The following is a 21,461-nucleotide window of genomic DNA, read 5'->3' on the forward strand; positions in this document are numbered from 1 at the left end:
CTGAAAAAGGGATGATTTCTATTCGAAATCATCCCTTTTTACTTGTGCTAACGATTAAATGCTATCTGCTTAAAACTTATAGCTTAATGATACGGCAGCATTTCTAGGGTCGATCTGATTGATAAAACCGCCTCGGAAATACGAGTTCAAGCCAATCTCATTGGTGATATTGTTAACAAATACTTTTGCATCAAACCTCTGCCATTTATAACCCACCTGTGCGTTTAAAGTTGTATAGGCTGGCATATTGAATGGTTTTTCGCCATAATATTCACCGTGGCCTTGCGGTGTTAGACTATATTCATTTACTGGACGATCGCCCACATAATAAACTCCGGCACTTAAGCTCAGATTTCTTAAAGCACCTTGATTAAAGACATATTGCACCCAGGCATTGGCCGTATGTTTTGGCGCATTCATTGGTGCGGAGCCATTCATGTAAGACGGAGAATTTTTATATCGGGCATCCAAATATGCATAGCCCAACATCACCGTTAGATTTTCCAATACACGACCATTTAATTCAGCTTCGATACCATCCCGGATTAAATCACCTGCTTTAAAATAAAGACCCGTCGGTTGATTTGCCTCATTATATTCCGCATTGGTTAAGTCAGACGTATAAATATGGAAATACGTTAAGTTGAAACGTAGTCTATTGCTCAACCAATCTGATTTAATCCCACCTTCGAATTGTTCGGTAGTTGAAGCACCTGCCTTGGTCCCATCAACCATTGGATTGGCAGCACTTCTAAGACTTGTGGAATTCGTATAGGATCCGAATACATTGAAATTCTCGAAAGGCGTTATGATAACACCCGCCATCGGATTCCAGGCTGATACCCTCTTATTTCCGTTTGATGTAAAGTCCTTTGTCGTCATCTCAGAGTAACGCAAACCCAATACTGCCTTAATGTATTTATTGAATTCAATAACATCCTGTGCCATAAAGCCAACAGAAGAATAGTAATTTCTCACCGGCGTTTTAGCCTCAAAAGCCACCTTCTTTCCTGTCCGTTTATTTCCCAAAGAATCCACATAAGATACTTGATCCAAATCATTAGCCCAGTCGCCATGAATATCAATAACATCAATCACCCCTGCAGCTAAAGCCGCCTGGTCGGTCTTTTTTAAAAGAACTTTATCTTCTAACAGATTCAATTTGGTATCAAACGAAGTTGTTGTTGCATCCGCAATACGATAATCTACACCAGCCTGTACCAAATGCTTTACTTTGCCTGTATACAAATCCTTTCCGATCAAATCAAATTGGAAGGTCTTGTTTTTATCATCACGCAAACTCTTGCTCATCTTCCGTGAAAAGGTATTGAACTTTTCCTCACGGTCCTTTATAAGAGTCGCCGATGTTGTCAAGTTATCGACCTGATAAGATGAGGTTGCTATGGAAGCGCGAATACTCCAACGATCGGTCAATTCATGATTGATCTGCCCCATAAAGCTCTTCATCTCTGTATTCACATTATCAGAATTCATACCCAAGAATTTATTATTTGGGATGACATACAACGCATTTACCGATTGAGATTTGTGTAAGTTAACTGCCGAATTCACTGGGGTACGATTATCGTTGAAATAGTCTCCTTCCAATGTGATCGTTGTTCTATCGGTTGGCTTCCAAGCCAGTGATGGGTTTAGATAGACACGGTTGGCTGAAAGCCCTTTTCTGAAACTATCATTTCTTTCATAGGCACCATCCATACGAAAAGCGACAGTCTCCTTTTTATCCAGTACCGTCTGAAAATCGAATGTCGGCCGAAACTGTCCCCAGCTTCCTACACGTACCCCAACCTCGCCGGAGTTTGTAAAATTAGGCGTTTTTGTCACGACGTTAATCACCCCGCCGGCATTACCAAGGTCAGTAATAACACCTTGTGTTACCGCAGCAGAACCTTTGATCATCTGGATGGACTCTACCCCTTGCATATCAACAACGCCAGAAGCGGTCTGGAACTGCGAGTCCATACGTACCCCATTTTTCAAAACTGGCACTCCTCTGAAACCTCTTGTAGACAATGATTCTTTGACACCGCCGTAAGAACCAAATAGCGTAACGCCCGGAATATTTCGAACAGCATCAGTCAATGTTAATATACCCTGATCTTGAATTACTTTATTGGATATCACCGATATACTCTGAATCTGATCGGAAGGTTTTAAAGGCATACGGGTAATCATCTCAAGCCCCTTTGGCTTTTTATTCCGCTCACCAAACACCTCCACTTCATCGATAGCCTGCTCATTGCTCACCAGCACCACCGGTTTTATGACCACTTCACGGCTAGCGGAGCTAAATACATAATCAACCGAGGTTGTTTGATATCCTAGATAGGTAAAACGGATAACCGCATTCTGATCGACACCCTGAAGTCTAAAATGACCTCTGTGGTCTGTCCGCACGGTTTTATCGCCGATTGAAACGGTCACTGAGCTTAATGGATTGTTGTTTGCATCAACAACCTTTCCTTTTACGATCCCTGAAGTTTGACCATATACAGCGCTTCCGATTAACAACGTAGAGGCAAGAGCAAGTAAGTGTTTGTCCATGTTAATAATTTTGGGTAATTATTTTTAATTATTCTAAATAACAGGGCAAAGATATAAAAACTCGATTATTTAGAATAATTAAAAATAAAAAAGCTCTGAATCGCTTATGATTCAGAGCTTTCCTAATATTAACTCAGTGTATTTTAGTCAAATTTCCATCGTACAAAAGCCTCTATCGCTTCGTAGTTAGCTAGACCTAACCTGTCATATAACGACGCGGTGTCACTCGTACGGTCTTCAGCACGTACCCAAAATTCACGTGGATCATCACCCGGGAATACAGGTAGATCTTTTTGGGATTGGTGTTTGAAGATCGCTAAACGCTTGCGGTACACCTCTTGTGGTGATAGGGGAACGGCCATTTCAATCTCATGGATTGGGTATTCATGCCATGCACCTCTGTACAACCATAACCAACAGTCTTTTGTCCACTCGTCTGTTTTGCTCAATCTTTTCAAGGCTTCGAATAAAATATCGAAACATACTTTATGTGTACCATGTGGGTCGGCAAAATCTCCCGCTGCAAATACTTGGTGCGGTTTTACCTGACGCAACAATTCCATTGTTTGTTGAATATCATCTTCAAACGATACTTCTTTCGCAAATTTTTGTCTGTCATAGAATGGAAGATCCTGGAAGTGGATATTTTCATCTGGCAATCCGACTAAACGAGCTCCGGCAATGGCTTCCCCTTTACGGATCAATGCCTTTATCTTGCGAACAAGCTCGGTATCGATCTGATTTGGCTTTTTAGTCGCAAAAATTGCTCTTTCCTCATCATAAATCTGATTAATCTGCGCAGCTTCTGTCTTCGCACCAATTTGATTTGCCAGATCCTCCGCAAATTCCAGGTAACGCACCACATCATCGTCCCATACAGCCGTATTACCACAAGTTTGGTATGCAACATGCACATTGTGCCCTTGATCTGCCAAACGGATAAATGTTCCGCCCATAGAGATGACATCGTCATCTGGGTGAGGAGAAAATACGATCACATTTTTCTTAGCTGGGTTGGCACGCTCCGGACGTTGCGAATCGTCTACGTTAGGTTTACCGCCCGGCCATCCTGTAATCGTATGCTGAAGTTCATTAAAAATACGGATATTGATGTTATAGGCAGGACCAGTTTCAGTTACCAGTTTTGCCATGCCATGGGCATTATAGTCCTCGTCAGTAAGTTTCAAAATCGGCTTATTGATCTCTAAGGCCAACCAAACAACTGCCTTTTTAATCAAAGAGGGTGTCCAGGTAACATCTTCGGCTAACCATGGAAGATCAAAACGTGTCAACAACGACGCTGCTGCCTCATCCAAAATGAACTCGACATTATCCGACAGTTGAAGATATGTAGCCGGAATCTCTGCTGAAATCTCGCCTTCAACAGCTTTTTTGATGATCTCCGCTTTCGTTTCAGTCCATGCCATCAGAATGATCTCGCGTGCTTTGAAAATTGTACCCACACCCATTGTAATGGCTTTTCTTGGCACATTTTCTTTTCCACCAAAAGCGCGAGAGGCGTCACGACGTGTCAGATCATCTAAGGTTACAATACGAGTACCGGAGTTGGGCGCAGAACCCGGTTCGTTAAAACCAATGTGTCCGGTACGGCCAATACCTAGCAATTGAATATCTAAACCTCCAGCAGCTGTAATCTTTTGCTCGTATGCCTCACAAAATGCATTGACTTGATCAGGTGCCAGGGTACCATCAGGAATATTTACATTCGCCTTATCAATATCCACATGATCGAACAAGTTTTTGTTCATAAAGGTCACATAGCTCTGATCGGCGTCAGGTTGCATAGGGTAATATTCGTCAAGATTGAAGGTAATCACGTTCTTAAAGCTTAAACCTTCTTCTTTGTGCAAGCGAATCAGTTCTTGATAGACCTGCACCGGTGTGGCACCAGTGGCAAGACCCAGAACAGCTTTTTCACCTTTCTCTTGCTTTGCACGAATAATGTCAGCAATACGATTTGCAACGTTTTTCGAAGCTGAATTTTGATCTGGATAGACGCTTACGGGGACTTTCTCGAAGCGTGTTTCTTCCAATAAATTTAATCTAGCCATTTTATGGATATATTGATAAACGTGAATTACAAATTTATGAAATTAGTGAGTTAAGTTGAAGTAAAATTTTAATAAAGTGCCCTGTTCTTAACAATATTTTAAATAAAACCTTTTAGCCCCAAATTTAGCATCTAAAACAGGCTAAATTTTATTCAAAATAGCTACCGCTTCCGATAAAGTAACGTCCTGCTTGGCGAAACAAACGCGCAAAACTTGTTGATCTGTAGCCTGTTTGTAGAATGCAGAGAGCGGGATTGTCGCTATTTTATGATGTGTTGTCAAATAACGGGCAAAATCGAATTCTTTCTCCTGACTGATTGCACTATAATCCAGATTCAGAAAATAGGTACCTTCACAGGGTAGTACTTTAAAACGGGATTCCTTCAAACCATTTTTGAGCAAGTCTCTTTTTTTCTCAAAAAAACCAGCGAGATTATCGATGTACGCAATATCTTTTAAATATTCCGCGATCGCAATTTGCATTGGTGTATTGACGCTGAACACGTTAAACTGATGAATCTTTCGAAATTCTCGTGTCAGCATGGCCGGAGCTACACAGTACCCAATCTTCCAGCCTGTCGTATGCAACAGCTTTCCGAAAGAAGCAACAACAAAACTCCGCTCGCGCAAGGCCGGAATGCTCAAAACTGATTGCGGTTCAACGCCATCAAAGACAAGATGCTCATAGACTTCATCGCTGAGCAGCAGAGTGCCCGTACCTTCCAGAAGCTTGCCAAGTTTATTCAATTCTTCATTTCCGAGAACTTTTCCCGTAGGATTATTCGGATTATTGATAATCACCAGTCGTGTTTTTTCGTTGATCAACGTGGCCACATAATCCCAGTCAATTTGAAAATCCGGTGCCAATAATCGAACCGGAATAACCTTACCCCCAAACAATTCGATCGTTGGGGCATAACTATCGTATGCCGGTTCGAATATAATCACTTCGTCTCCAGCCCCGACCACTGTTGCTAGTGCTGTAAAGATGGCCTGAGTTCCCCCGGCTGTTATCGTGAGTTCCTCTGAAGGATCTACATCCACGTCATATACAACCTTGTATTTATTTACGATCGTCTCTCGCAGACTTTGTGCGCCGATCATCGGCGCATACTGATTATGTCCTTTTTCCATCGCCGCAGAAACCAATTGGGTTAGCCTGGGATCTGTTTCAAAGTCCGGGAATCCCTGTGAAAGGTTCAGGGCCTGCTCCGCATTAGCAAGCGTGGTCATCTGGGTAAAGATCGATGTACCGACATGTGGAAGTTTAGCTATTAGGTTGAAGTTCATTTTTTGACATTTTATTAATCTACTAAATTAGTGGATTTTCTTATATTTGTAAATATATAGAAGAATAGCAACATGATAAAATACATCACACTACTTTTTTTGGTTCTTCCGCTCTTTGGTTCAGCCCAGAAAAAAGAATTGACCAAACAGGAATACATTGCCCGTGTTAAAGCAGCACCGGATTCCATTTCAACATTAGTTGATTTGCGTCGTGTAGGCGGCTACGACCCTGTCTATACTGAGCTACAAGCCCTTTATAACACTTTGAGCGATAATGTCAAGAACTCCAGTGAAGGAAAAGAATTCCAGGAATATTTAAATGCACTGGAGACTGTTCAGATCGGAAAAGTCGCACCTGCTTTTACACAAAATGATACAACGGGCAACCCCGTACAACTATCCGATTTTAAGGGCAAGTATGTACTGCTTGATTTTTGGGCTTCCTGGTGTCCGGACTGTCGCGTTGAAAGTCCTGATCTCGTAAAAACTTATCAACAGTTCAAAGGAGACAACTTTGAAATCCTGGGTATATCCTTTGACAAGGACCGCAACTCCTGGATCAAAGCCATTCATGCGGATAAGCTACACTGGAGACATGTTTCTGACTTAAAACGCTGGCAAAATGATGTCGGCACATTATACGCAGTAAAGTCTATCCCTCAAAATGTATTGATTGACCCCAATGGAAAAATCATTGCCAAAAACTTGCATGGCGATGCTTTACGTGAAAAGCTAAAAGAAGTTTTAAAGTAGGTTTTCGGTATACATGGCTGCTGTCTCCTTCAAAGTAAGCATCAGAAATGAGGCTATAGGGGAATAATAACCATATTAAAAAGAATAGGTGCCCAAAAATCAGGCACCTATTCTTTTTAATATATGTTTTAGCAAATCAGCCAAATAAAGCGCTAAAAATATCCTCCAATTTAGCCACTGGCCTAATGGCAATATTATATTTCTTGGCATCCAGTCCTTTGGTATTAAACTTGGAAATAAAGATTCCATCAAAACCCAGCTTCTCAGCTTCCTGGATACGTTGTTCAATCCGGTTGACTGCCCTGATTTCTCCCGATAAGCCGACCTCGCCGGCAAAAGTCAAGTTGCTCCGTATCGGAATATCTTGTTGTGACGAAATAATAGCCACGATAACTGCCAGATCGATGGCTGGGTCTTCAACGCGAAGTCCTCCGGCAATATTCAAAAATACATCCTGTGCGCTTAACCGAAAACCAAATCGCTTTTCCAATACAGCCAACAACATGTTTAATCGTTTTGTATCATAACCTGTAGATGAGCGTTGGGCAGTTCCAAATGCGGAATTGCTAACCAAAGCCTGAACTTCAATCATCATTGGCCGCATGCCCTCCAGCATGGCCGCAATGGAAACCCCACTCACGGGCTCATCACGTTGTGAAATCATAATTTCGGACGGATTGGACACCTCCCGCAATCCGGAACCCTGCATTTCATATATACCCAATTCCGAAGCGGAGCCAAACCTATTTTTTACCGCACGCAATATACGGTAGACGTGATGGCGGTCACCCTCAAATTGAAGTACGGTATCGACCATATGTTCCAAGACTTTCGGTCCTGCAATGGAACCATCTTTGGTAATATGCCCTACAATAAATACAGGTGTGCTGGTTTCTTTGGCGAACCGGAGTAATTCGGCTGTACATTCCCGCACCTGGGAAACCGAACCCGGTGCCGATTCAATCTGTGATGAATGCAGCGTTTGGATGGAATCGATGACAATAACATTGGGCTGTACGGTTTCAATCTGCTTGAAAATATTTTGTGTGGATGTTTCCGTCAGAATATAACAATTGGCTTTAGAGGACTGCGACAATCGTTCGGCCCGCATCTTGATCTGCTGCTCACTCTCCTCTCCGGAAATATAGAGTGTTTTGACCTGTGGAATGGACAAAGCCAGCTGCAGCATCAAGGTGGACTTTCCTATTCCGGGCTCACCACCGATCAACACCAAGGAGCCCGGAACTATGCCGCCACCTAATACACGGTTGAACTCTTGATCTGGAGTTAGGATACGCGATTCATCCTGGTATACAATTTCATGAATAATAGCAGCTTTGTTTGCCCGCTTTGCATTCCCTGTTGTTGTCGTGCTTCGCCATTCAGGAACTTTTGAGCTTGACTTTTCGACCACCTCCTCAACAAAACTATTCCATTGTTTGCACGAAGGACACTGTCCCATCCATTTGGGAGATTCATAGCCGCAGTTTTGACAGAAATATGCCGATTTTGTTTTTGCCATCTACGAAATTACAAATTTCTATCCGTTACCTTACCTTTCATTTTCTTTTAAAATCCGCAAAAAATTCTGGCCCATGATTTTAGCGATATCTGCTTTGTTGTAACCTCTTTCCAAAAGTCCCTTTGTCAATAAAGGAAATTTTGAAACATCTTCTAAGCCCTGAGGTGACGATTCGATGCCGTCAAAATCCGACCCAACCGCAACATGATCAATACCTACTTTCCTTACTAGGTAATCAATGTGATCCAATAATTTGGATAATGGTGCATCAACTTCGTATTTCGCCTCCTTGGATAACTGATCATACATACTCCAGGTGCTTTTTGTCATATCGGCTTCCTCTCCAACTTGTTTTTTGTAGATCTTCTTTAACCTTGTTTCATAGGTCGGGTCTAAAAAACCAGAGTAAAAGTTCACACCGATCACACCGCCATTTTTCTTCAACGCTTCCAATTGTTCATCTTTCAGGTTTCGGAAATGTGGACATAAACGATAGGCATTGCTGTGAGACACTAATATTGGTTTACTGGAAACCGCAAGTACATCATAAAAAGTCTGCTCGCCACCGTGGGAGAGATCGACTAGCATGCCAAGTTCGTTCATTTTTTTAACGATCGCTTTCCCATGATTCGTTAATCCCTTTGCCTTCGAATCCATCTTTTTGGACTCCATCGCAGCGCAACTTGCCCACGGTAGATTATAGTTCCAGGTCAAGGTCAAATATTTCGCGCCACGTTCATGGAGCCGGACAAGATTATCAATACTCTCCTCGATCATATTACCGCCCTCCACACCAATAATTGCGGCAATTTTTCCAGTCTTTAGAATTGTGTCGATATCATCCACTGATTTAGCCAAGGCAATAGTTCCCGCATTCGTCGCTACCATTTTCTCCAGCGAATCTATCTGCGCATTGGCATGCTCAAATGCTCCGGTCTTCCATTTCGCATCATCGGACCAAACAGCAAATACTTGTACATCCACTCCACCTTCCTTTAGCCGTGGCAAATCCGTGGCGCCGGAATTCAGACGCCGACCGATATCTTTTCCCTGAAAAATAGATTCATAGATCACATCATTATGCCCATCAACAACAACCATGTCTGCATGAATTTGCTTATAATCCTGACTATGGCTCAAGTGATTTAAGGATAACATGCATAAGCCCATAAGCACTAATTTTTTTGTCATTTTTTCACCTCATTGATTGTTTCATAAATCGCATCCTGAATCCGGCTGCGGATATTGAGATCCAACAATTTGGTACTGACCTGCGGATGCACCCGATTGGATAAAAAGATATAGACCAGTTGATTTTGCGGATCTATCCAGATACAGGTACCTGTGTAACCAGTATGTCCGAAGACAGTGCTATTGGCCAATTTAGATGGATATTCATTTTTCGGGTTTGGATCCCAGCGGTCAAACCCCAGTCCCCTCCGACTTGAGGTGGACTGCTTACTGGTAAACTGATCTATCGTTTCAGTCTTAAAATAGCGCTCTCCGCCATATTCACCCCGATTCAGCAACAGTTGTCCATATATCGCCAGATCATTGGCGGAGGCAAATAACCCCGCATGTCCGGCGACTCCCTCCGCCATAGCTGCTCCTTGATCGTGCACATACCCTTCCAATAATGTCCTGCGAAATGAAGTATCCTGCTCCGTAGGTACAATCTGCTCTTTTGAAAATCGTTCCCTTGGAAGATACCCCGCATGTGTCATTCCTAATGGCCGATAGAAATTTTCCTGAACATAATCCTGCAAAGGTACTGCCGTCTGATGTTCGGCAACTTCCTTCATCACATACATGCTGATGTCACTATACACATAGTTTCCTGTTGGCTTAACTGGAGAATTTAACATCTCGGGCCACATCACATCCCGATAGTAATGGTTGAGAATATAACTATTGTCGGCCATCTTAACCTGATGCTGTTGATCTGGACTGGCAACAACATCTCCGGCCTTCAAATATTTATAAAATGGGATAAATGGCGTAAAGCCAGCTTCATGCAGCATTACGGAACGCAATTTGATATCTTTTTTATTTGTATACTTCGCTTGCCACAGATAGTGCCCCATGGTACTGTCCAGATTAATGATATTACGTTCGGTCAGACGCATAATAACTGGAGTAGTACCCGCGATTTTACTGACTGAGGCCAGATCAAAGATATCACTCGTTTTCGTTGGAACTGCCTTCGTGTAGGTATGATAACCGTATGATTTTTCCAATAACACCTGCCCGTCTTTGATAACCATCACGACCGCTCCCGGAGTCGCCTGTTTCTCAATTGCTTCTTGTGCAATGGCATCAATTTTTTTGGTCAATTTACCCAAGTTCAGACTTGAGTTTTCACCAAAACTGTATTGAAGTCGCGTTTGAGCCGTCTTGACGTTTCCTTCAGTAATGGCTGCTCCGCCAAAAATAGACATGGCGGCATTGCGTTGACCGACAGCGGTAAAAGGCGCCAGCAGTTCAATCAAATCGGATTGCGGATGCTCAGACACAGTCTTTCTGCTTCGCTCATGTTCAAAGAAATGGCAGAGCACAACCTTTTTATTGTTCAGGACTGCCTGCCTGAGCTGCGCCAAACAATCTGCATCCAAATCATCTTCCTTGCCAGCTACAATAATCGTATTATAATACTTGATATCTTCGTCAAATTTACTAAAATCAAAAAGCGCTGTATTCGCATAACGCGTCAGCTGGCCTATAAACGCAGCATATTTGTCCACATTTGGAACAACGACAGCAATACGCCGTTGATCTAGCCCTGTGAGTGGCAGCAGCTGATCTACATTATTATAAAGTATGGTTTCGTTTTTTATGGTCGACTTATATTGAGCGAACAGGGGGGCAATACAGAACAAACCTGCAAATAACACCCCGAAAAATCCTTTTTTCATTCTGTTTTTATCGTTTTTTAGGTTCTATCAAATAAAAATACGAATAAAATAAAAAAGCCAAGTCCATTTCAGTAAAAAAATCAATTTTGTTACGCTTGTTTTTTAAAGGCCCCGGTTAGGGATTTTCGGGATGAGCAAGTATAAATCTTTTTTTTTCTGTAAGTTTGATTAATGCCGGAATTGATTCAAAATAAAACAATATTTTCCCTGTTAGAGGTGAGCAAAAGTATCCAAAAAACGCTTGCAGAGCGTTACAAGAGCTTATATTGGATCAAGGCGGAGATGAATAAGCTCAACCACTATACACATTCCGGACATTGTTACCCCGAACTCGTTGAAAAACAAGATGGCAAAGTCGTTGCAGAGATCAGATCAACTCTGTGGAAAGCAGATTTCACCCGAATCAATAACAATTTTCTGAAAATTGCCCAAGAACCCTTAAGGGAAGGCATTACCATGTTATTTCAGGCGAGCATTTCCTATGATCCGATGTATGGTTTAAGCTTAAGGATTGTTGATATTGATCCTACTTTTACCTTAGGGGAACTGGAGAAAGAAAAACTGGACAGCATTAGAAAGCTCAAAGAAGAAGGCATTTACGAGGCCAATAAATCTATTCCGTTTCCAATGCTTCCAAAAAAGCTAGCAATTATTTCGGTGGAGACAAGCAAAGGTCTTTCTGATTTTTACAAAATTATAAATCAAAATCCCTGGGGTTACAAGTTGGAATGCACACTATTTCCAGCGCTCTTACAGGGAGATAAATCCATTCCCTCAATTATCAATCAACTCGCGGTCATTGCGGATAAAATAGCTGAATTTGACGTGGTTGCCATTATTCGTGGCGGCGGCGGAGAGGTTGGCCTATCCAGCTACAATAATTATTTGCTGGCAAAGGCAATAGCGATCTTTCCCATTCCTATATTGACCGGCATTGGCCATTCCACCAACTATACTGTGAGTGAGATGGTCGCCTACAAAAATGCGATCACACCGAGTGAGCTGGCAGATTTCCTTATTCAAAAATTCCACAATTTTTCTGTCCCAATCGAAAAGGCAGCGGAAGGAATCCAACAGCTGATCTTGACACGGTTTAAGGAGGAAAGAAACTTCTTGTCTCAAATGGCAACGCATATCCAATGGGTCGGAAAAAGAGAACTTCAGACAGCGCGCGCCAATATTCAGCATATACAGCACGAGCTGGGTGCCTTAATCAAACTACGCTTTTATGAACATAAAACGGCTTTAGCACACACCGAACGGATTATCCAGCTTTCTGATCCGCGGCGAATGCTCAAACAAGGATTTTCCATCACAAAAGTCAATGGCAAGTTACTCCAATCTCTTGATCAACTATCTCCGGGCGACCTGATTCAAACGATTCTGGAAGATGGTGAAATTATAAGTACTGTAACGCATAAGAAAGCGCATAGCGACAGTTCCGAAAACAGCTAACCGGAACTATTTTAAACTGAAAAATTTTAAGAAGATAAAATAAAATGGAGCAAAAATATACTTATACCGACGCCTTCAACGAATTACAAACAATTGTGAAAGAAATTGAAAACGGCACAACAAATATTGATGAGCTTGCTGAAAAAATAAAACGTGCGTCCGACCTCATTGAAGTATGCCGCGCAAAATTGACCGCGACCGAAGACGAGGTGAATCAATTGTTACAAAAAATCTCTCCTGCACAGGAGTCAGATCCAGGTTACCCCTCCTAATATTGATAGGCAACCACTTGTTTATCTCTTCGCAAAATCTCCATGAATTCTCGATGTTGCTTTATGTTTCCAGTCAAGCGCCATATGGTATTTAGGCTTTCTTTTGTATACCGCTGATTGACAATAGTTGCTTTAAACTTCATCTGTTTAATCAACTGATCAGTATGTTCAAAGTCCGCTTCGGATAAGGTCTGAAGCTCATAATCTTTAATTTTATGATAATTATCAATATAGGCTTGCAAATAAGTCAGTAATCCTAAAATCACTAAAACCAACCCCACGCCGATAAAAGCCAGAAAGATGTAACCAGCACCAATACACATACCCAGAGATGCGGTTGCCCATATTGTGGTCGCCGTTGTTATGCCGCTAACTTTGTTATCTTCCTTGAAGATTACACCAGCTCCTAAAAAACCGATACCCGTAATAATATTGGCGGCTAACCGATCCGGATTTCCAGTTCCAATTTTCAGTGAAAGAATTGTAAATAGGCATGAGCCAAAACTCACCAGTATAAAAGTCCGCAATCCTGCGGATTTATTCCTGTACTCGCGTTCGATACCAATTAAAAGTCCGATCAGAACGGATAACATAATCAGTAAGACATCGCGGCCTTCAAAAGCGTACAATAAATCATTCATGGATGTGATAACTATTCTTACCCCAATTTACAAAAAAAGAGCCCATTATTTACGAGGGCTCTCTTTTATATTCAATGCGTTTAGATTTCTTCCTCCCGTACTTCATCAGCCACACTTTTTCAAGGTTGCACACCAAAGTACAAGATATAATTAGGATGATGACATCAGTCCAGCTAAATCCTAATAAGATATGAGCTGTATTAGAACATGGGGACTTCAATCAGCAGCAATTTTGCATTATAATCTGCTGTGATCTCTATGTTTTCCGAATCGTAGATGCCAATAGCATCTCTTCGGGATAAAGTTTCGTTGGCCACCTTCACCTTTCCTTCAAGCACAAAAAGGTACATACCATTTCTTTCCGAATGAACAGTATAAGAAACTGTATTCCCTTCATCCAAATCCGCAAGACTGAAATACGCATCCTGATGAATATGAACGGCGTCCGGATCAGAACTATCAGGAGATACAATGGTTGCAAACGTATTATGGCGATTTAAATGCAGGTAAGATTTTTGATCATAACCCGGTGTGAGGTTCATTTCATTGGGTATAACCCATATTTGCAGAAATCTAACAAGATCTTTCTGATCTCCATTAAACTCTGAGTGCTTCACCCCTTTACCCGCGGACATAATTTGTACTTCTCCTGTTTCAATATTACGGACATTGCCCATACTGTCCTGATGGGAAAGTATTCCCTCCAAAGGTATACTCACGATTTCCATATTGTCATGGCCATGACGACCAAAACCCTGACCGCCCTCCATCTGATCATCGTTTAATACTCGTAATGCTCCAAAATTTATTTTTTCAGGATCAAAATACTGCCCAAAGCTAAATGAATGGGCACTTTTCAACCAACCAAAATCAACATGGCCACGATCGTTTTCTCGGTGTATGATCTTTTGCATCTGTTCTCCCTGTTATATAAATAACTATTAATCAGAGGGCAAAACTCATACCAACAAGCTTTTTAGTGAAAAATCTGCCAATTTGACAAAAAAACATCACTAAAGTATTTTGAGTTTACCGGGAGCTACAGCCTGAATAAGTGCCCTGGCGAGGATTCGATTGGGATCCACTACGGTCATTCCATTGTGATCTCTTTCGGGAATGGCCAATGGCAATTCGGCACATCCCAAAATAATCACCTGTGCGCCCTGTTTTTTCAAATCATCCATAGCCATTAACAAATCTTCTCTTGCCTTATTGGCTATTGGTTCTGGTTGTGCCTTAATACCATAATCTTTATCATAAATAGCATTGTTTACTTTTTCTTTCTGTGCACCTTCAGGTTCTACGACAGGAAATCCTTTTTTCATAAAAGCTTCCCGATACTGGCTATAAGCCTGTTCACCTGCTGTCGATAACACACCTATAGTGCTATCTGGATAGTTCTCATCGACAAAACGCACTGTCTCATGGACAATATGAAGCAACTTTAGTTCACTTCCTAAACGAGCCATTTCATCCTGAATAACTGAAAAAATCGGTTCTGCATGCGCTGTATTCGACGGAATTGCCGCAATAGTTGCCCCTGCCAGTTCCAGCTGTTTTAAAATCACGGCTATAGCCTTTCCGGGATTCTCCTTCGATCTATCCAATAAATATGCGGAACGACCCGGAATCAGATTCGGACAGGAAAACAACAACAGTGGCAAGTGTTCCTGATCGGAACTTGCCACTGTCTCATCTATAATTTTCCTGGCTATATCCAAGCCCGCATAAGGACCAAGACCTCCTACTATACCAATCATAACAAATTTTTTATACCTTATGATATAACCAATAGCTCGCCGAATGGTTTCATAAAGTTTACCATTCGATGGACTGATCCTCGTCCGGAATCTGCGTGTTGAGCTGACGCTCCAGGATCAATGAGCCCGAGACCTTGAATTTGATTGCCGTCGTAGAAACAAGGGTATAATCCGTAAATTCGTAATCCACATTATTGATTGTGATGTAACGATGCAGTAAATAAGGGCGGACGGCATCCATCTGCTCTGTGATGGTATAACTTGCATCTTTTTTCACTGCAAATTTCATCTCTGGATTCTCTGCACGAAACGTCACACCTCCTGTTTCATTAAATGTCGCGAAAACTTTGTAATTCTTTCGGTCCTTTCGCTCTTCATCTATATTTCCCGCATAAAAGAAAATCGTATTCTCATCGACAACATAACTCTTGATTTGACTTTTTACGATCGGGGTTTCATTTTCATGTCCTTCCATAACAACCTTCAGAGCTGTGCCGCTATAGGTCCCTGAGTAATTATTAAAAGGGTTGATGCGTAACAATGCTTTTTTATAATGCTTTCGGGGATTGACTTTATATAGCCCCCCCGGATCATCCAAAATAGTCAGGGGAAGCACCCATTTTTCGGTCATGTCAATCCCTCTCAGTGAAAAATCAATGGCCATCAATCCGGTATTTTCTCCAGACTTGATATTTACCGTTTGAGGCATGGTAAAATAGCTGATGTTCAACTGTTTGTAATAAAAGTCCGTCCGTGTCTGGAATCGCTCGTAATTCAGAATACCCAATGTGTCGGTATCCACTCCCACTTTGACCGAAAGATTTTTATCGTTGGTTGTCGACCCGCTCACCTCCAACGGTTGCATAAAGGCGGTCTTCTGTCCATCCTTGTAACGGACATAAATATTCGTCACTCCCTCACTTTCCAAGGGAGCTTTGAAAGAAACGTAATGTTCAAATTGTTCTTCTTTCCACTCATCATTACAGGATCCGCAGACCGCGAGTATAGTGAGTAATAAAAACTTTATATAGGGCTTGCTCATAATATGCGTATTTGATTAATCATTGTAAGTCCAACCAGGATTTTGTGTTAAGTTCTTATTGCGCTTAAGTTCAGTATGGCTAATCGGCCAAAACCACATTTTATCAGCAAAGGTTGTTTTTAAGGTCCAAATCGCGACTGGCTGATAGAAAAGGTCACGCTCGTTTTCGTTCATCAATACATTACAGCCATAAACTGGCAATGCTTCTTCAACAGGCGCATCCATCCAGCGACGCAGATCATAGTAGCGCTGCCCTTCGCCCATAAGCTCAATAAAGCGCTCCCGTTTTATTGTTTTTCGCAATTCGTTCTTATTCCCATATATGCTTGCCGGATAATCGGGTACACCACCACGGATCCGGACAGGGTGTATCCCTTTTTGCAGTTCAGCTATATCCCGGCTGATGCTATAGGATCCGCCACGCCAAGACGGAACCGTATATGAGCCACTTAATTCATTTAGCGCCTCAGCATACATCAGCAGCACATCTGCATAACGGATGGCCGGTTCGGCCTTAGGAACAATACGTGAACCTACTCCGCCTTCGTAAGTATCACTGGGATGAACAAACTTCTTAACCCCGAAACCCGTACGTAACCAATACCCGTTTGCTGAATTGAAGCCGTTTCCTTTTGGGTCAGCGCTATAATAGAAAATTTGTTTGTTGCGGTTTTCTTCTTTTGTTTCATTAAGCAATGTCCAAAAACTTCCATTATAAGCTACCGAAGCATAGAATCTCGGTTCCCGGTTTGCATACTGCAAGGACACACCAGGACGCAATGGTCTGTATTTTTTGTTGTCATAATCCTCTTGGGACACAAAACCACTGATACGGTTTGAACCATTTCCACGACCGATTTCTTTATCCTTACCCGGCACATCCGTCCCATCATTCATATAATAGGCATCCACCAGTTTCTGTGTCAGTCCATGCGTATTCCATCCTGTTGCAGAACGTGGAAGCTGGTGAATGACCATCTGGTCGATCCCTTCATTCGGCTGATTGTTACCCCGCGTAAATATTAACTCCGGATTACCTGAAGCTGTCAATGTCCCATTAAAGACCTGAGCATATGATTTGGCGGGATCAATGTCTGCCCAGCCCGCAGGCCAGCTTTTATCCGAAAAATTATGATCCTGAGGAGGCCGCACTGTCGCATCATCTCCCGTCTCCTGAAAAGGCGCGGTATAAAGTCGATATACCCCCAATTCGATGACATCACGCGCTGCAGCAGCCGCCTTGGCCCATTTCTCTTCTTTATAATCGGCAGATAACAGGCGCTTCATCTGCTTGTCTACCAATAATGAAGCATAGCCTGAATTATTACCATTTGCCAACGGACTTGCAGCATAGAGTAGTACTTTAGCTCGAGCGGCCAATGCTGCCCCAACAGTTGGCCGTGCAGAACCGTCTTGCCCACGCCTCATACCCAGTGCTTCCATTTCTTTAGCAGCCTGCAACAGTTCATCGCTTATATAGGTTGCACATTCCTCATAGGTGTTTCGCGGAATCGCCAAATTGTCATAACTATCGGTATAATCCAGCCCTTCATTTGGCAATAATGGAACCGGGCCGTATTTACGGAGCAATAGCCAATACAAATATGCCCTTGCAAAACGTGCTTGTCCCCGATAATCATTTATCTCAGCAGCCGACATCTCCGTGTTCATATAGATATTCTGAATAAAAGTTGAGGCGTCACGAATACCCAAATAGCACTGTGTCCATGTCCCTTGTTTATCGGCTTCAGTATATTCACCCATCTTGAACATATTGTAAGACAGCTCATTTTTCGATGGATCATAATCTTTATCACGATCACCGTAGTACATATCATCTGCAAAACAATGCGGCGTCAAGCCCTTGCTTGCTACATCTGCATTTTCCCCTTTAAATTGCTGAAATATATCGGCCAGCCATTGTTCCGAATATTTTTTATTTTTAAATGTTTTTTCAATATTAAGCCTGTCCTTAAAATACTGATCAGACTTTAAATAATCCTTTTTGCAGGAAGAGACAACACTTGCCCCCAATACGAGCATCAACACTATATATAGTTTCTTTCTTTGCATCTTTTTAAAATTTTATAGGTTAACATTGATGCCAAGTGTTAACGACTTAGGCAGGGGATAATCCTCTCCTCGTGGTGTCGCCAACTCTGGATCCCAAAGTTTGAATTTTGACCAAGTCAATAAATTTGAACCAGTTAAAAAAATACGAATGCTATTGGTCTTAATTCGATTCGTCAGTGCTTTTGGCAAGGTGTAGCCAATATCCAAGGTTTTCAAACGAATATATTGACCATTTTTCAACCAAAAAGTAGACTCTCTAAAGTTATTCGGGTTTGCTCCATAACTTAATCTTGGATAAGAAGCATTGGGGTCTTCTGTTGAAGGATCACCGGAAATATCCGCAGAAATCCAGCGGTTATCACCCATTACTCCTTTCATGATCTGTCCCCATTCTCCCTCACTAAAGGCATATACTGTTTTCCCATAGGTGAAAAAAGTTGATTTCCCTGCACCTTGAAAATGGACGCTAAAATCTAAACTCTTCCAGCTCGCTGACAAGCCCACGCCATAGATCAAATTAGGACGTCGCGTTGCACCGATCGCAACACGGTCACCATCATCTATAACACCATCACCATTGATATCTTTATATTTAATATCTCCAGGCTGATAAGTACCAAATGTTTGCTCCGGACTATTACGTATATCATCATAATCTTTAAATAAACCTAACGCGATAAGTCCTTTTGCTTGGTCTACGCGGTACCCTTTTTGATTTTGATATCCATATACATTATTTTCCTCATCGATCTCAGTGATTTCGTTTTTACTATAGGTTATATTACTTCTGGCGGTTAAATTTACTTCGCCCAATTTTTGCTTATATTCTAAACGCCCATCAAAACCACTGGACTTCACAGCCCCTACATTCGCACTTGGCACGCTCCCTAGTCCCACCATGATTGGCAGATAATTCCTTGCCATATAGATCCCGGTACGTGCCTCATTGAAGAAATCTAGATTAGCAATAATTTTATCCTTAAAAAGTGCTACATCAAATCCCAGGTTCTTTTTCGTCGCCATTTCCCAAGTGACATTTGGCGAAGCGACCTGTGTATACCGCAATGCAGTGAAGTAACGGTCGAATCCATAATCGGCCCATTGATAACCATTATTTGCTATCTCTCCGATGGTAGACAGATAAGGGAATCTTACATCATTTGCCAATTGATCGTTACCCACTCTTCCCCAAGAATAACGAATCTTTAACATGTTCATCCAGGAGATATTCTCCTTTACAAAAGGTTCCTCGCCGATATTCCATGCTGCTGAAACAGCAGGAAAAAAGCCATATTGTCTGCCTGGAGCAAAGTTCTCAGAACCATTATATCCAAAATTAAAATCAGCAATGTATCTTGATTTCCAATTATAGGTCAAACGTCCAGCTAATCCTTGATTTCTTTTTGCAATTCCATTTTTAATATCATCACCAAGATCAACTGTACGAACAAGCGCATCACGCGTAAAACGAGCAACTGCGCCGATATTATGATTTCCTATACTGCGATCATAATTGAACATCATATCGTAGAATTCGCGACGATCACCACCAGAACTACTTGCCTGATACAATTCTTGTGGATCAGAAATATGTGTAAATATCAGATTCCCATTTTCATCCCGTGCCCGTTCTGCCCGCCATTGTTCAGGCCATTTACGTCGGTAAATATTATTATCATTATTGGTATCATAACCGATAATTCCTCTAAACCGCAGTCCTTTGGTTATAAAATCAAAATTTTGTTCAATGGAAATATTCGTCTGAATCTTATTTTGCCAGTTTTCATTATACCCGGTTTGAGTCGCCACTACCCAAGGATTTGTCTGATTTCCCGTTCCAATTGCCGGAACATAACCATTTGAATACAGCACCGGTGTACGAATTGGTGAATAACCGAACAATACACCCCAAAAATCATCGTCTCCTAAACCTGGGCTATTCCTTTTATTTAACGAACCTGAGACCCCTATTTTTAACACCGTACTTTTAGTCACGTTGATATCCGTATTCAAGCGGTAGTTATATCTTTTGTAGTTTGCATTCGTATTGTAATCATTCCGCAAGGTTTCGTCTGTTTTATACATCCCCCCCTCATTAATGTAGCTTCCGGACAAAAAATAACGTGCGGTAGCTCCCCCACCTGTCATATTTAGATTTGCACGGTAAGTCATTGCCCCGTCTTTTAACAAAAGATCTTTCCAGTTGACATTGGGATATAGATCAGGGTCTAACCCCAAACGTAGGATTTCCAATTCCTCGGGCTGATAAATCGGTTCAAAATTCCGTGTAATACGTGCTTCATTCAAAAGATTGGCGTAGGTAACCCCATCTTCAAATTCAGGCGTAATGGTTCTAGTATTGTAAATATGTTCATCTTTGAAGTTGATACTAATCTTACCGTCCTTACCGCGCTTGGTTGTAATTAAAACAACACCGTTAGCTCCTTTTGAACCATAAATCGCGGTTACAGCTGCATCCTTAAGAATATTAATGGTTTCAATATCTTCAATATTAATATCGTTTATATCACGTTCAATATTATCCACCAATACCAGAGCGGAAGCTCCGCCACCAAAGGTCGAAATACCTCGGATCCAAAACTCGGTAATATTTTTACCCGGTTGCCCAGACTGCATCATACCCAAGACACCCGGCGCATTTCCGATTAACGCATTACTTATACTTGATGTTGGATTCTTTGTCATGGTACTTAAATCAACGCTACTGGTCGCAGCAGTCGATGTCAACTTTCTCTGTGTACCTGTACCAGTCACTACGACTTCTTCAAGCACACTACTCTCTGATTCTTTCAGCGTTACATTTACAGAACGATTATCTTTGACAAGTACTTCTTGCTTTACATAACCTACAGACGAGAACACAAGTGTCTTGTAACGTGCTACTTTTATCTTAAAGTTACCCTTATTATCCGTTGTCGTTCCAAGACCAGGGGAGTCCTTAATCGAAATACTGACACCAATAATCGGTGTGCTTTTAGCGTCAACAACGGCGCCTGTTACTTCCAGCATATCTTGTGCCGACACCCCAAAGCTGACACAGAGAAGCAACAAACAGGTTAGTAATATTTTATTTATCATCTTAT

At 41.8% G+C, this 21,461-nt stretch carries 15 protein-coding genes; 3 read left to right on the forward strand and 12 right to left on the reverse strand.

Annotation, left to right across the window (positions count from 1 at the left end):
* Positions 1–69: 69 nt before the first annotated feature.
* From D7322_RS16210 to D7322_RS16220, 3 genes are all read right to left on the reverse strand, one after another.
* Entirely contained in the window at positions 70–2,565 is a 2,496-nt protein-coding gene (locus D7322_RS16210) for a TonB-dependent siderophore receptor (RefSeq protein ID WP_121125330.1), read from the reverse strand.
* Between the two features lie 143 nt (positions 2,566–2,708).
* Complete coding sequence (gene nagB, locus D7322_RS16215; RefSeq protein ID WP_121125331.1) at positions 2,709–4,637, reverse strand: glucosamine-6-phosphate deaminase; 1,929 nt, start codon at positions 4,635–4,637, stop codon at positions 2,709–2,711.
* A 141-nt stretch (positions 4,638–4,778) separates the two neighbouring features.
* On the reverse strand, positions 4,779–5,927 hold the full coding sequence (locus D7322_RS16220) for a methionine aminotransferase (RefSeq protein ID WP_121125332.1): 1,149 nt from the start codon (positions 5,925–5,927) through the stop codon (positions 4,779–4,781).
* A 72-nt stretch (positions 5,928–5,999) separates the two neighbouring features.
* Between D7322_RS16220 and D7322_RS16225 the strand changes: the two genes are divergently transcribed.
* Complete coding sequence (locus D7322_RS16225; RefSeq protein ID WP_104384669.1) at positions 6,000–6,680, forward strand: peroxiredoxin family protein; 681 nt, start codon at positions 6,000–6,002, stop codon at positions 6,678–6,680.
* 136 nt (positions 6,681–6,816) lie between these two features.
* On the opposite strand, the gene radA is transcribed toward D7322_RS16225, so the two are convergent.
* Genes radA through D7322_RS16240 form a run of 3 tightly spaced genes read right to left on the reverse strand, consistent with a single transcriptional unit; the run spans position 6,817 to position 11,114 of the window.
* Positions 6,817–8,202 (reverse strand): DNA repair protein RadA, encoded by a 1,386-nt coding sequence (gene radA, locus D7322_RS16230; protein WP_121125333.1) that lies wholly within the window; start codon positions 8,200–8,202, stop codon positions 6,817–6,819.
* A 30-nt stretch (positions 8,203–8,232) separates the two neighbouring features.
* Positions 8,233–9,393 carry a dipeptidase gene (locus tag D7322_RS16235; RefSeq protein WP_121125334.1) on the reverse strand — a complete coding sequence of 387 codons (1,161 nt, stop codon included), beginning with the start codon at positions 9,391–9,393 and terminating at the stop codon, positions 8,233–8,235.
* Positions 9,390–11,114: a serine hydrolase domain-containing protein gene (locus D7322_RS16240; protein WP_104384672.1), complete on the reverse strand. Its 1,725-nt coding sequence runs from the start codon at positions 11,112–11,114 to the stop codon at positions 9,390–9,392. Before D7322_RS16240 ends, D7322_RS16235 begins: the two co-directional genes overlap by 4 nt.
* A 171-nt stretch (positions 11,115–11,285) precedes the next feature.
* On the opposite strand from D7322_RS16240, the gene xseA reads away from it, so the two are divergent.
* Positions 11,286–12,569: an exodeoxyribonuclease VII large subunit gene (xseA, locus tag D7322_RS16245; RefSeq protein ID WP_121125335.1), complete on the forward strand. Its 1,284-nt coding sequence runs from the start codon at positions 11,286–11,288 to the stop codon at positions 12,567–12,569.
* 44 nt (positions 12,570–12,613) lie between these two features.
* Positions 12,614–12,841 (forward strand): exodeoxyribonuclease VII small subunit, encoded by a 228-nt coding sequence (gene xseB / locus D7322_RS16250; RefSeq protein ID WP_121125336.1) that lies wholly within the window; start codon positions 12,614–12,616, stop codon positions 12,839–12,841.
* On the opposite strand, the gene D7322_RS16255 is transcribed toward xseB, so the two are convergent.
* The 6 genes from D7322_RS16255 to D7322_RS16280 all read right to left on the reverse strand — a co-directional run bounded on the left by D7322_RS16255 (position 12,838) and on the right by D7322_RS16280 (position 21,456).
* Positions 12,838–13,482: an MgtC/SapB family protein gene (locus D7322_RS16255; protein WP_121125337.1), complete on the reverse strand. Its 645-nt coding sequence runs from the start codon at positions 13,480–13,482 to the stop codon at positions 12,838–12,840. The genes xseB and D7322_RS16255 overlap by 4 nt on opposite strands.
* Before the next feature lie 200 nt (positions 13,483–13,682).
* Positions 13,683–14,396 carry a pirin family protein gene (locus D7322_RS16260; protein ID WP_121125338.1) on the reverse strand — a complete coding sequence of 238 codons (714 nt, stop codon included), beginning with the start codon at positions 14,394–14,396 and terminating at the stop codon, positions 13,683–13,685.
* Positions 14,397–14,495: 99 nt separating this feature from the next.
* On the reverse strand, positions 14,496–15,242 hold the full coding sequence (locus D7322_RS16265; RefSeq protein ID WP_121125339.1) for an aspartate/glutamate racemase family protein: 747 nt from the start codon (positions 15,240–15,242) through the stop codon (positions 14,496–14,498).
* 58 nt (positions 15,243–15,300) lie between these two features.
* Positions 15,301–16,284, reverse strand: a complete 984-nt coding sequence (locus D7322_RS16270; RefSeq protein WP_121125340.1) for a DUF4973 domain-containing protein — start codon at positions 16,282–16,284, stop codon at positions 15,301–15,303.
* 15 nt (positions 16,285–16,299) lie between these two features.
* Entirely contained in the window at positions 16,300–18,357 is a 2,058-nt protein-coding gene (locus D7322_RS16275) for a RagB/SusD family nutrient uptake outer membrane protein (RefSeq protein WP_121125341.1), read from the reverse strand.
* Positions 18,358–18,369: 12 nt separating this feature from the next.
* A complete protein-coding gene (locus tag D7322_RS16280; protein WP_121125342.1) occupies positions 18,370–21,456 on the reverse strand; it encodes a SusC/RagA family TonB-linked outer membrane protein in 3,087 nt (1,028 codons plus the stop codon).
* Positions 21,457–21,461 lie beyond the last annotated feature (5 nt).

Origin of the sequence: Sphingobacterium puteale (genome assembly GCF_003627955.1) — a bacterium.
GTDB lineage: Bacteria > Bacteroidota > Bacteroidia > Sphingobacteriales > Sphingobacteriaceae > Sphingobacterium > Sphingobacterium puteale.

What these genes read in the sequence shown, in the direction of transcription:
- D7322_RS16225 (WP_104384669.1), top strand. Translation starts at nt 6,000, where the DNA reads ATGATAAAATACATCACACTACTTTTTTTGGTTCTTCCGCTCTTTGGT.
- xseA (WP_121125335.1), top strand. Translation starts at nt 11,286, where the DNA reads ATGCCGGAATTGATTCAAAATAAAACAATATTTTCCCTGTTAGAGGTG.
- D7322_RS16210 (WP_121125330.1), bottom strand. Translation starts at nt 2,565, where the DNA reads ATGGACAAACACTTACTTGCTCTTGCCTCTACGTTGTTAATCGGAAGC.
- D7322_RS16235 (WP_121125334.1), bottom strand. Translation starts at nt 9,393, where the DNA reads ATGACAAAAAAATTAGTGCTTATGGGCTTATGCATGTTATCCTTAAAT.
- nagB (WP_121125331.1), bottom strand. Translation starts at nt 4,637, where the DNA reads ATGGCTAGATTAAATTTATTGGAAGAAACACGCTTCGAGAAAGTCCCC.
- D7322_RS16220 (WP_121125332.1), bottom strand. Translation starts at nt 5,927, where the DNA reads ATGAACTTCAACCTAATAGCTAAACTTCCACATGTCGGTACATCGATC.
- D7322_RS16280 (WP_121125342.1), bottom strand. Translation starts at nt 21,456, where the DNA reads ATGATAAATAAAATATTACTAACCTGTTTGTTGCTTCTCTGTGTCAGC.
- D7322_RS16240 (WP_104384672.1), bottom strand. Translation starts at nt 11,114, where the DNA reads ATGAAAAAAGGATTTTTCGGGGTGTTATTTGCAGGTTTGTTCTGTATT.
- D7322_RS16275 (WP_121125341.1), bottom strand. Translation starts at nt 18,357, where the DNA reads ATGCAAAGAAAGAAACTATATATAGTGTTGATGCTCGTATTGGGGGCA.
- D7322_RS16265 (WP_121125339.1), bottom strand. Translation starts at nt 15,242, where the DNA reads ATGATTGGTATAGTAGGAGGTCTTGGTCCTTATGCGGGCTTGGATATA.
- D7322_RS16260 (WP_121125338.1), bottom strand. Translation starts at nt 14,396, where the DNA reads ATGCAAAAGATCATACACCGAGAAAACGATCGTGGCCATGTTGATTTT.
- D7322_RS16255 (WP_121125337.1), bottom strand. Translation starts at nt 13,482, where the DNA reads ATGAATGATTTATTGTACGCTTTTGAAGGCCGCGATGTCTTACTGATT.
- D7322_RS16270 (WP_121125340.1), bottom strand. Translation starts at nt 16,284, where the DNA reads ATGAGCAAGCCCTATATAAAGTTTTTATTACTCACTATACTCGCGGTC.
- xseB (WP_121125336.1), top strand. Translation starts at nt 12,614, where the DNA reads ATGGAGCAAAAATATACTTATACCGACGCCTTCAACGAATTACAAACA.
- radA (WP_121125333.1), bottom strand. Translation starts at nt 8,202, where the DNA reads ATGGCAAAAACAAAATCGGCATATTTCTGTCAAAACTGCGGCTATGAA.